Raw genomic sequence first — 12,107 nt, 5'->3', positions numbered from 1 at the left:
ATGAAAAAATTACTGTTGTTATGTTTTGTAATTATTTTATCAGCAAACTTGTATGCACAAGAAACTGCTGCTGAAAACAAAGCTGCAAAAGCTAAAACCGAAAAATTAGCTAAAGCCAAAAAAGAAAAAGCAGAAGCTGCCAAAGACAAGGCTATTATAACCAAAGAAAAAGCAGCCACGGCTAAAAAAACCGCTAAAGACAAAGCGGAAGATGCCAAAGACAAAGCAACTACAGCTAAAGAAAAAACAACAAAAGGTAAAGCAAAAACTGCAAAAGATAAAGCTGCAACTTCTAAAAAAATAGCAAAAGACAAAGCTGAAGCTGCAAAAGACAAAGCGACTACAGCTAAAGAAAAAGCGGAAACTGCTAAAGATAAAGTAGTCAAAGATAAAGCCGAAACCGCAAAAGATAAAGCTGCCATAACTAAAGAAAAAGCAACTGCATCTAAAAAAACTGCTAAAGAAAAAGCAGAAACAGCTAAAGACAAAGCAGCAACGGCTAAAACAACTGTAAAAGAAAAATCTTCAAGTGCAAAATCAATAAAAAACATCAAGGAAACTAACGAAAAAGCACCTAAAGTAGCCGACAAAATAACAGGGGAATACAATGGTAAAAAAGTGTATACTGGTCCTCGAGGCGGAAAATACTATATTAACTCAAACGGAAATAAAACCTATATACAAGAATAATTTGTATTGAAAATATATTTGAAAGGCTATCTTTTTTAGATAGCCTTTATTTATTTTAGTCCATTGTTGCGTCCTGAAATAGTATTTGATAACTTAATGGTTTAGTAATATTTTGCAAATACAAAAAAGGGCTTAACTTATGTATCTTTCAACTATAAAAAACATTTGATACAATTAGAAATGGATATAAAAACCGCCCCTAAAACTATTTTGATTGCGCCTTTAAACTGGGGTTTAGGTCATGCCACCCGTTGCATTCCAATCATCAGGGCTTTACAAGAGAACAACTATATTCCCATAATTGCCTCTGATGGCATTGCTCTTGAATTACTCCGAAAAGAGTTTCCCAACATACAAACTTTGGAACTCCCATCCTATCAAATTGAATATGCTAAAAATGGCGCTAATTTTAAATGGAAACTAATAAAAAATGGCCCAAAAATGATCAGAGCCATTCTGGAAGAAAAAAAAATAATCCAAAATTGGGTTGAAAAATATGCAATAAACGGCATTATTTCAGACAACAGATTAGGCGTTTTTAGCAAAAAAACACCTTCTGTATTTATTACCCATCAATTGAATGTGATGACGGGAAATACCACTTGGATAACCAGTAAAATACATCAATCAATTATAAAAAAATATACGGAATGCTGGGTTCCTGATCTAATAGGAACACCTAATTTAACTGGTAAACTGGGGCATATTGATAATCCAAATCTCAAAACAAAATATATAGGCCCTTTAAGCAGACTCCAAAAGAAACTATTGCCAAAAAAATATGATTTACTAGTTATTCTCTCTGGTCCCGAACCTCAACGTGGTATGCTAGAAAAACATTTAAAAAAAGAAATCGTTAAATACATTGGCAGTGTAATTTTTATTGAAGGAAATATTGAAAATAAACAAAAAACTACCACAATTAAAAATGTGACGTATTACAACTTCATGAATTCAACCGAATTGGAACAAGCTTTTAATGAAAGTGAAATGGTTCTTTGCCGTTCGGGTTACACTACAATAATGGATTTAGCACAACTGAGAAAAAAAGCTTTTTTCATACCAACGCCAGGTCAGTATGAACAAGAATATCTAGCCAAAAAATTAAAGAAAGAAGGTTTGGTTCCTTATGCATCGCAAGATGAATTTAAAATGGAAAACATCCTAGAGATTGACGAATATAAAGGATTACCTAGATTAGATTCTAAAATTGAATGGGCAAATTTGTTCCAAGTTTTTGAAAAATAATCAAACTTTGATTTACAGAAATAAAAAAACCGATTCACAAGAATCGGTTTTTAAACTGTTTTCATCTTTGATTTCATATTGTTTTTTTACTTGTTTTTGTTTTTTCAAGTGTGAAAGAAAATTCAGAACCTATACTGAATGTACTGTCAACATAAATTTTCTCATCATGCGCTTCAATAATATGTTTTACAATGGACAAACCTAAACCTGAACCACCTTCGGTTCTTGCTCCGCTCTTGTCAACTCTATAAAAACGCTCAAAAAGTCTTGGGATATTTTTTTTCTCAATTCCTTCACCATTATCCGTGATTCGAACGATCACCTTTTCATCTGTCAAATCTTCAATACTAACTTCGGTAGAACCCTTTACTTTTCCGTATTTGATTGAATTTACGACAAGATTCATGACTACTTGCTGAATCTTTTCCTGATCTCCAACGACCATAACGGGCCTGTTGTACTTCATATCAAACATTAACAGAATATCTTTCTTGGAAGCTTTCATTTCGAGCAAATCAAACACATTTTGAACTAATTTAACAATATCAAACTCGGCAATTTCTAAGTTCAAATCCCCAATTTCAAGTTTAGAAATCATATCTAAATCTTGTACGATATAAATCAGTCTTTCTACTCCTTTTTCGGCACGTTCTAAATATTTTTTTCGGATTGTTTTATCACTCATGGCTCCGTCGAGCAGCGTTGACAAATACCCTTGTACCATAAAAAGTGGCGTCTTAAGCTCATGAGATACATTCCCAAGAAACTCTCTTCTATATTCTTCACGAACTTTTAAAGTTTCGATTTCTAACTTTTTATCGGTGGCAAACTTTTTCACTTCTCGTGTAAGCGTCGCCATATCTGTTGTAATGGGCTGGTTTCTAAAAGTACTTGACTCTAATAAAGAAACGTCATCGTATATTTTTTTAACTTTTTTGTAGATAAATCGCTCAACTCTGTACTGTATGACAATAAATGAAAAAGCAGCAATAGCAATGGCAAAAAACACACAAAAACGAAAGGAAAAGGTAAAAAATAAATACGTTAGGAAACCAACTAATCCAGTAGAAAAAAGAGTGATGTAAAGCGCTGACTTTACGGCAAAACGATATGTTTTTTTAAAATTTATTGTCATTTATACTTCAAACTTATAACCAACTCCTTTTATTGTTTTAAACAATTCTTCTCCTATTTTCTCTCTTAGTTTTCTGATGTGAACATCAATCGTTCTTCCTCCAACAACTACTTCATTCCCCCATACTTTGTCGAGAATCTCGTCGCGTTTGAATACTTTACCAGGTTTTGAAGCAAGCAGGTAAAACAACTCAAACTCTTTTCTAGGTAATGCAATTTCTATATTATCCTTAACGATTTTATATTCTTCGCGATTTATTTCTATTCCGCCTACGTTAAGTGTTTCGCTGTTTTGCTCCTTTTCTTTTAATCGACGTAATAATGCTTTTACTTTACTAACTAATAATTTAGGTTTAATAGGCTTTGTTATGTAATCATCTGCACCAGCATCAAAGCCTGCAACTTGAGAATAATCTTCGCTTCTGGCTGTCAAAAAAGTGATGATTACATTACTGAGTTCCGGAATCTTTCTAATGTTTTCACAAGCTTCCATTCCATCCATTTCCGGCATCATAACATCCATTATAATAAGGTCCGGCATTTCTTTTTTAGCTTTCGCCAATGCCTCTCTCCCATTTGCGGCCGTAACGATTTGATACCCCTCTTGAGAGAGATTATAGCCTACAATTTCTAAGATATCCGGTTCATCATCTACTAATAGAATCTTTGTGTTTTTTTTCTTCATAAAGCGCCAAAAATTGTTTTTGAGTTGTAAATGTAATAATAAATGGAGTATTCAGATGGTGTTAACGATAATTTAATATTGAGATGATTTTAAGACCCAAAACAAAACATAACCATAACAAGTCAGTAACTTACGTTTTACATTTCAGGCGTTACTTTGCAAAAAATTTAAACCAAATGAAATTCAAGTTACTATTTTTCACGTTATTACTTACAGCGATCTCTTACTCACAAAGTAAAGGTACTATTACTGGAACGTTAACAGACAAAGATGCTAATAATCAGTCATTACCTTTTGCTAACGTTCTTATTAAAGGAACTAATATAGGAACTAATACTGATATTGATGGTAAATACACCATAACAATACTCCCTGGAAGTTATACTTTACAACTTAGTTTTGTAGGTTATGAATCTGTAGAAATTCCTGTGACAGTAGTTGCTGATGAAACAGTAACTATTAACAAAGCACTAGGTTCTGGAAGCTATACTCTAAAAGATGTTGTTGTAAGAAACACAGCAAGTAGAGAAAAGGAAACAGCTCTTTTATTAGACCAAAAACAAGCGGTTGTAATTAAACAAAGTATTGGTGCTCAAGAAATGGCCCGTAAAGGAGTTAGCGATGTTGAGGAGGGTTTGACAAAAATTACCGGAATCACTAAAGTTGACGGAAGAGGTTTGTTCATTAGAGGTCTAGAAGACCGTTACAATAACTTATTGATAAACGATTTACAATCCCCATCAAACAGCCCTTTCAAGAAAATTATCCCATTGGATTTATTCCCTACTGATGTTGTGGGAGTATTAAACATATACAAAACATTCAATCCTAATATTTCTGGAGATTTTGCAGGAGCAACTGTTAATATTGAAACACCTCAACCAAAAAACATCACTAAACTGAATATTGGTTTTGGATATACAACTAACAATAATCTTCAAGATTTCTTACTTTCTAATGATGCAAATTCTACTAAGGGAACTTTAGGAATAATTGGCAACGACAGAGCGCTTCCTGGTATTTTTGGATCAGTTCCAAGCGGACAAAAACTTTCTCCTACTGAATATGAAAATGGGTTTGGTAAAAAATCTTGGGATGTAAACAGTACAAAAAGTCCTTTGAATTCTAGCATTGGATTTTTACATGCTCAAAAATTCAATCTTGAAAAAGAAAGAAACATTAGCTACATCATGTCTTTCAACTTTGACAATAAATATTCTTACAGAGAAGGTGTTGACAGAACTTTCAATCTTGGACAAGGAAACTACGACAATAATTTATACAATACGCAGTACAGCTACCAAACAACTTTTTCTGGTTTAGCAGGTTTGAAATACAAGACAAACCGTTTTAATTTAAACTTTAATACGTTCTTGATTAAAGCGACGGAAAGCAAAATTCAAGACCAAGTGGGTTACACAAACAGTCTAGCAAATCAGACAAACAACCTTATTAGATTAAATCAATACGAAGAATCTAACTATTGGAACTCACAATTGTACGGTGATTATAAATTAACCGAAGACGGAAAACACAGCATAAAAGCTGGAGGTTCTTATGTAAAAACTTCTTTTCAACAACCGGATAGAAAATTTATCACAGGTGTAAAGCTAGATGACACTCAAATAAATATGTCTTATGGTGGTAATAATTTGAACCGTCAATTCCTTGATGTAAAAGGAAACTTTTATTACTCTTCACTTTTAGAGTATAATTTAAAATTTGGAAACAAGGAAGATTCTAATAAATTATCTATTGGATACAACAGTTCGCTGAACGACATGGAATCTTCTTACCGTTTCTTCTCAGGAAGAAGGAATTTAGAAAAAAACTATACTGCTGATTTAAGTACTATAAGCCAAAACATCAATGAAGATATCAACAACGGAATTGTTTATGTTCAAGAAGAATCTAACGGAGATTATAAAGTAAAATTGAATCAGTTTGTTAATGCAGGTTACTTCAATTTGTTTATGAATCTTGGAGAAAAATGGGATTTGAATGCTGGAATTAGAGGTGAAAGTTCAACTCGTACCATAAAATACAGAGAACAAGGAGATCCTTTTGGAAGTGGGTACCGCAAAAAGACAGATGACAAGCTTGACATTTTACCATCTATAAACGCGAAGCGTATTTTGAATGAAAACAGTAATTTGAGAGTATCGTTAGCAAAAACAATAACTCGCCCAGTTGCGATGGAGTTGTTACCAATAAATTACATCAATGCCGATGGAACTTCAGAAAGTGGAAACCCAGATTTGAAAGACAGTGAAAACTATAATGTTGATTTCAAATACGAATTGTTCCCTAACAACAAAGAATTGTTTGCTGTAGGTGTATTTGGAAAAATGATTAATGATCCAATTGAAAGAGTTTTCAAACCAACTGCAAATAGTGGTGGACAAATCACAACTTTCAAAAACTCAGAGCAAGCGGTTATTTATGGTGCCGAAATAGAAATGCTTTTCCAATTGAGCAGAATCAGCAAATCTCTTTCTAATTTCTCTTTAGGTTTTAATACATCATTAATGAGTACTGATGTTAAAATTGATCTTAAAAAACAAGGGAATGAATTAGAAAACAGTACAAACCGTAAGCTTCAAGGTGCTTCTAGCTGGTTAATCAATTCAGATTTGAAGTATGATTTCATCCTTAACAAAGATTGGAAAAACTCAATGACATTAGTCTACAACGTTTATGGAGATCGTATTTTTGCTGTAGGTTCATCAGGAATTGATCACATCTACGAAAAATCATTTAGCAAATTAGATTTTGTTTGGACGAACTCAATTTCAAAAAGTATCGAACTTAAATTTGGAGTAGACAACATCTTAAATCCAAGCTACAAAAAGGAGTTAGGAAGTAAAAGTACTTTAAACATAACAGAAGACTCTTTAATTTTAAGAGAATTCAAAAAAGGTGTCGGGTTCTCCTTTAACATAGGATATACGTTTTAAAAACAACAATAAAAAAGAGCCGTCATGGCTCTTTTTTATGTTTACATAAGTAACATAAACTTTACATCAAATTCATTGTTATATAATACTTTAATAACAATTACATAACTAAATTTCAGAAGCTCGGGAGTACTTTTGACGTAAATAATTAACAAAAAAACTTATAATTTTAAAATCATTAAAAATGAAAAAATTAGTATTCAGTCTTGCATTATTGAGCTTAGTTTTTACAAGTTGTACTTCAAGTGATGACGATGTAGTAACAACTCCACCGACTGCAACGGGTGAAATCACAGGAGATATCACAGCAGCAAAAACATACACAAAAGGGGTTTATACTATCAAAGGTACAGTTAGAGTAAAAAGTGACGCTACTTTAACTTTTGAAGCTGGTTCAGTTATTACTGCTGATGTAGCTGACGGTGCTGACGCTTTATTAGTAGAGAAAGGCGGAAAATTAAATATTTCTGGAACTGCAGCAGAACCTGTTGTATTTACTGAAAAATCTAAAACTGCCGGTTCTTGGGGTGGAATAATCATGTTCGGTGATGCTCCTATCGTTTCTGGAAAAACAGCTGACGGAAGTGCTATTACAACTGCAACTTCTGAAGATGGAACAAATATTGTTTATGGCGGTACAAATCCTACTCATAATGGTGGTTCTTTGAAATATGTACGAGTAGAATATGCAGGTAAAAAAATCCTTGACGGAAACTCAGAGATGAATGGTTTCTCATTCTATTCAGTAGGTTCTGGTACAGTGTTAGAAAACCTTGTTGCTTACAAAGGAGCTGATGATGGTTTTGAATTTTACGGAGGAACTGTAAGTGCTAAAAACCTTATTTCTTACGGAAACACAGATGATTCTTTTGACTGGCAAGATGGATGGCAAGGTCAAGCAAATACTAACTGGTATGCTTATCAAACTGGAGCTGGAAATTTTGGAATGGAAATCGAGTCTAAAAGTGTGAACAATGCATTCTTCCCAAAAGTATCTAATATTACTTTAAGAAGAGCAACTGGCACTGCAACTGAAGCTGGTAACCCACTTGAAATTGATGCAATCCAATTCAAAAAAGAAGGAAACGGAGAATATTCTAATGTAGTAATTTCAGGATACACAAATACTGCAGTTTCAGGAACTACAACAGTAAATGCGGTTGCCGTTAGAATACAAGATGCTGCCACAAACACAAATCAAGTTCTTACTGGTAAAATAAAAATGTTGAATGTAAAAATTTCAGACACTAATACAGCTCAATGGGGCGCTGGTGCATCCACTTTTATTGTAGCTTTCCCTACAGCAAACTTCACAATAGGCGCTGCAACTGGAGCGACATTGACTCCTGGAGCATGGGCTATTGTAGATGGTGTTAGTTTACTATCGAATTTATAAAAAATACCCGCATATATTTATATCAAACATCCTGAAAACTCAGGATGTTTTTTTTGGTACGCTTTTTGAATTATTTTTTGTATATTTACTATTCAATCTAATCCGATGGCAAAAAACTACTTTTACACTACCCTTTTATTGGTTTTTTTATTTTCTATGAGCAGTTATGCTCAGGAAACTAAGCCACAACCAAAAACGCAAGAAACCGCTGTTATCGAAGGTTTAAGCTTGTACCCGAACCCCGTGAGTAATGGAAAAGTTTACATAACTTCAAAAAATGACTTAGATAAAGAAATCATTATCTTTGATGTTTTAGGAAAAAAAGTGTTTCAAACAATGCTTAGCTCTAGAGAGCTAAATGTCTCTAATCTAACTTCTGGTGTTTACATCATAAAAATTAATGAAAAAGAGGCATCTGCGACCAGGAAATTAATCATAAGATAACACATGAATATTTATATACAAAGCTCTAATTACTATTGGGGCTTTTTTTATGCAGAATTCTAATGTAAGCAAGTCCAAAATCGTACTATTGCACTTTTGTTAATGAGCTTCCCTTAAAAAATTTGATTACTTTTGTAAAAAAAATTCTTGATTACATCCTCCGATATATTTGCTATTTCCAGTCAAAAACAGTTTGAGAAAATCGCCTTGAAAGTGTTTCGTTACCAATACGAGAACAACTTGGTCTATCAAGAATTTTGTGATTTTTTGAAAACAGATCCTCACAAAATAAAGTCTTTACAGCAGATTCCCTTTTTACCCATTCAGTTTTTTAAGAGTCATCAAGTGGTTTCTAACATCAATCCCGTTCAGGAAACCTTTACCAGCAGTGGAACAACCGGAACGATTACCAGCAAACATTTAGTTACCGATATTACCTTGTATGAAGAAAGTTACCGCAAAGGATTTTCAGAATTTTATGGCAATATTGAAGACTATGTTGTTTTAGCCTTGCTTCCATCCTATCTAGAAAGGGAAGGGTCTTCCTTAATTTACATGATCAAGGATTTAATTGAACTTTCCAATCATCCTGAAAGTGGTTTTTACCTCCACAATCACGACGAATTGATTGCCAAGCTTATCGCTTTAGATGAAGCCGGTCAAAATGTCATTCTGATTGGTGTTACTTTTGCTTTATTGGATTTAATTGAAAAACACCAGTTTCAATTGCAGCATACCATTATTATGGAAACGGGCGGCATGAAAGGAAAACGCAAAGAAATGATTCGGGAAGAATTACACGAACAATTGTGTAAAGGTTTTGGAGTTTCAGCCATACATTCTGAATACGGAATGACCGAATTGCTTTCGCAAGCCTATTCTTTAGGAAACGGCGTATTTGAGTGCCCTTCTTGGATTCAAATACTTATTCGCGATACCGAAGATGCTTTAACCTATATTGCAGACGGAAAAACAGGCGGAATCAACGTGATTGATTTGGCCAATATTAATTCCTGCTCGTTTATTGCTACCCAGGATTTGGGCAAAAAAAATCCCAACAACTCTTTCGAAGTATTGGGACGTTTTGATAATTCTGATATTAGAGGTTGTAATTTGATGGTGATTTAAACCAATCTCACCACAAAATAATTTTTCTTACCGCTTTGTAACAATACAAATTGTTTGTTGATTAAATCTTTGTTCGAAAGCACAAAATCTTCGGTAACTTTTTCACGGTTTACAGAAATAGAATTAGCTGTTAGAGCGCGTCTTGCCTCACCATTCGATTTTAGAAATCCTGTTTTTTCGTTTAAAACTTCAACTATATTAATTCCTGTTTCTATTTCATTTCTGCTGATTTCCGCTTGAGGAACACCATCAAAAACATCCAAGAAAGTCGCTTCATCTAGTTGTTTCAAATCATCTGAAGTTGAATTCCCGAACAATATATTCGATGCTTTTATCGCATTTTCTAAATCTTCCACTGAATGTACCATTACCGTAGTTTCTTCGGCTAAACGTTTTTGTAACAAACGTAAATGTGGTGCTTCTCTGTGTTTATCAGTTAAAACTTCGATTTCTTCTTTAGATAAAAAAGTAAAAATCTTAATGTATTTTTCCGCATCAACATCCGAAGTGTTCAACCAATATTGGTAAAATTTATAAGGAGATGTTCTAGCTGAATCCAACCAAATATTTCCACCTTCTGATTTTCCAAACTTGGTTCCATCTGCTTTTGTAATCAACGGACAAGTCAAAGCATACGCTTTACCACTGGCAATTCTACGTACTAATTCGGTTCCGGTAGTGATATTTCCCCATTGGTCACTTCCACCCATTTGCAACGTACAATTCTTTTCTCTGTACAAATGCAAAAAGTCATATCCTTGAACCAATTGGTACGTGAACTCTGTAAATGACATTCCTTCGGCAGCTTCAGAAGACAAACGTTTCTTCACAGAATCTTTCGCCATCATATAATTTACGGTAATATGTTTACCTACATCACGAATAAAATCAAGAAAAGAAAAGTGCTGCATCCAGTCGTAATTATTGACTAATTCTGCTGCATTAGCCGCATCCGAAGTAAAATCCAAGAAACGAGCCAATTGTCCTTTTATCGCCTCTTGATTGTGACGCAATGTTGGTTCGTCCAATAAATTTCTTTCATTCGATTTTCCGGATGGATCACCAATCATTCCTGTTGCACCACCTACTAACGCTAAAGGTTTGTGTCCCGATAGTTGAAAATGTTTCAATAACATCACGCCAACTAAGTGTCCTATATGCAATGAATCGGCAGTTGGGTCAATTCCCACATACGCCACACGCATTTGTTCCATCAAATGTTCTTCTGTGCCAGGCATAACATCGTGGAGCATTCCTCTCCAAGTTACTTCTTCAATAAAATTCTTCATCTTTTTAATCAATTTACTTTCGTCAATTCAGCCTTTAAGGCTTCGTGTGCACAAAGATAAAATTTATTGCGGATTAGGTTATTTGTTTAATAGGTTATTCGAAAAAAATTATTCGTATTTTCGTAGCATGATTTTAGTCACAGGAGGAACAGGTTTAGTAGGCGCACATCTATTGCTTCATTTAATTGAATCCCGAAGTATCGGGACAGAAAAAGTGCGTGCTATTTATCGAAGTGTCGCTTCGATGGAGAAAACTAAATCGCTGTTTTCCATGTATAAAAAGGAATCGTTGTTCGATCAAATCGAATGGATTCAAGCTGATATCACTGAAGTTCCTTCTTTAGAAATCGCCTTTCAAAATATCGAAACGGTTTATCATTGCGCTGCTTTGATTTCTTTTGACCCAAAAGATGAAGATATATTGCGAAAAACAAATATTGAAGGTACCGCGAATATTGTAAATTTCAGTATCGCTTATCAAATAAAAAAACTGTGTTTTGTAAGTTCCATTGCCACTTTAGGCGACTTACTGCCTCATGAAAAATTCATCACCGAAGAAACCGAATGGAATCCGGAAAAGTACCATAATGATTATGCCATTTCTAAATATGGTGCCGAAATGGAAATCTGGCGCGGACAGCAAGAAGGTTTAGAGGTGATAATTGTAAATCCGGGTATAATTCTTGGACCAGGTTTTAGAGAGCAAGGAAGTGGACAACTTTTTACGAAAGTAAAAAATGGATTGAAATTTTATACCATGGGTTCCACCGGATTTGTTGCTGTTAGTGATGTTGTTAGAATGGCACATCAATTAATGCAAAGCGAAATTAAAAATGAACGCTTTACCTTGATTGCAGAAAATAGTGTTTTTCGTGACATTCTGAATTCCATGGCCGATTCATTAGGTATAAAACTACCTGAAATCCATGCAAAACCCTTTTTGATGGAAATGCTTTGGAGATTGGATTGGTTTGTTTCGAATGTTTTTCAACAGAAGAGAAGACTAACTCGAACAACTGCTAAAGCTTCGTATGCAACAACTATGTATTCGAACCAAAAGATTAAAGATACCTTGAAAATTGATTTTATAAATATTCACCAGTACATCAAAGAAATCTCTAATCTGTGAGTTCTTT

At 34.1% G+C, this 12,107-nt stretch carries 10 protein-coding genes; 7 read left to right on the top strand and 3 right to left on the bottom strand.

Annotated features, from left to right (window positions below; all coding sequences use genetic code 11):
- Positions 1 to 690 carry a hypothetical protein gene (locus tag ACNQF6_RS02345; RefSeq protein ID WP_417962855.1) on the top strand — a complete coding sequence of 230 codons (690 nt, stop codon included), beginning with the start codon at positions 1 to 3 and terminating at the stop codon, positions 688 to 690.
- A 180-nt stretch (positions 691 to 870) separates the two neighbouring features.
- Positions 871 to 1,938: a glycosyltransferase gene (locus tag ACNQF6_RS02340; protein ID WP_417962853.1), complete on the top strand. Its 1,068-nt coding sequence runs from the start codon at positions 871 to 873 to the stop codon at positions 1,936 to 1,938.
- 73 nt (positions 1,939 to 2,011) lie between these two features.
- Here the strand turns inward: ACNQF6_RS02340 and ACNQF6_RS02335 are convergent, their stop codons facing one another.
- Together ACNQF6_RS02335 and ACNQF6_RS02330 are read right to left on the bottom strand one after the other, a co-directional pair.
- Positions 2,012 to 3,073, bottom strand: a complete 1,062-nt coding sequence (locus ACNQF6_RS02335) for a sensor histidine kinase (protein ID WP_417962851.1) — start codon at positions 3,071 to 3,073, stop codon at positions 2,012 to 2,014.
- Entirely contained in the window at positions 3,074 to 3,757 is a 684-nt protein-coding gene (locus ACNQF6_RS02330; protein WP_417962849.1) for a response regulator transcription factor, read from the bottom strand.
- Positions 3,758 to 3,933: 176 nt separating this feature from the next.
- Here ACNQF6_RS02330 and ACNQF6_RS02325 point away from each other — a divergent pair, with 176 nt between their 5' ends.
- From ACNQF6_RS02325 to ACNQF6_RS02310, 4 genes are all read left to right on the top strand, one after another.
- Positions 3,934 to 6,714: a TonB-dependent receptor gene (locus tag ACNQF6_RS02325; RefSeq protein WP_417962847.1), complete on the top strand. Its 2,781-nt coding sequence runs from the start codon at positions 3,934 to 3,936 to the stop codon at positions 6,712 to 6,714.
- A gap of 184 nt (positions 6,715 to 6,898) precedes the next feature.
- Complete coding sequence (locus tag ACNQF6_RS02320) at positions 6,899 to 8,110, top strand: hypothetical protein (RefSeq protein ID WP_417962845.1); 1,212 nt, start codon at positions 6,899 to 6,901, stop codon at positions 8,108 to 8,110.
- 105 nt (positions 8,111 to 8,215) lie between these two features.
- Entirely contained in the window at positions 8,216 to 8,554 is a 339-nt protein-coding gene (locus tag ACNQF6_RS02315) for a T9SS type A sorting domain-containing protein (RefSeq protein WP_417962843.1), read from the top strand.
- 147 nt (positions 8,555 to 8,701) lie between these two features.
- On the top strand, positions 8,702 to 9,682 hold the full coding sequence (locus ACNQF6_RS02310; RefSeq protein ID WP_417962841.1) for a LuxE/PaaK family acyltransferase: 981 nt from the start codon (positions 8,702 to 8,704) through the stop codon (positions 9,680 to 9,682).
- On the opposite strand, the gene tyrS is transcribed toward ACNQF6_RS02310, so the two are convergent.
- Positions 9,679 to 10,971: a tyrosine--tRNA ligase gene (gene tyrS / locus ACNQF6_RS02305; protein WP_417962839.1), complete on the bottom strand. Its 1,293-nt coding sequence runs from the start codon at positions 10,969 to 10,971 to the stop codon at positions 9,679 to 9,681. The two genes, ACNQF6_RS02310 and tyrS, sit on opposite strands and share 4 nt — an antisense overlap.
- A 127-nt stretch (positions 10,972 to 11,098) precedes the next feature.
- Between tyrS and ACNQF6_RS02300 the strand changes: the two genes are divergently transcribed.
- Complete coding sequence (locus ACNQF6_RS02300) at positions 11,099 to 12,100, top strand: NAD-dependent epimerase/dehydratase family protein (RefSeq protein ID WP_417962837.1); 1,002 nt, start codon at positions 11,099 to 11,101, stop codon at positions 12,098 to 12,100.
- Positions 12,101 to 12,107: the final 7 nt, after the last annotated feature.

It is taken from the genome of Flavobacterium pasteuri (assembly GCF_048286615.1).
Classification (GTDB): Bacteria; Bacteroidota; Bacteroidia; order Flavobacteriales; family Flavobacteriaceae; genus Flavobacterium.
This window is presented reverse-complemented; position numbering and strand designations above follow the sequence as displayed.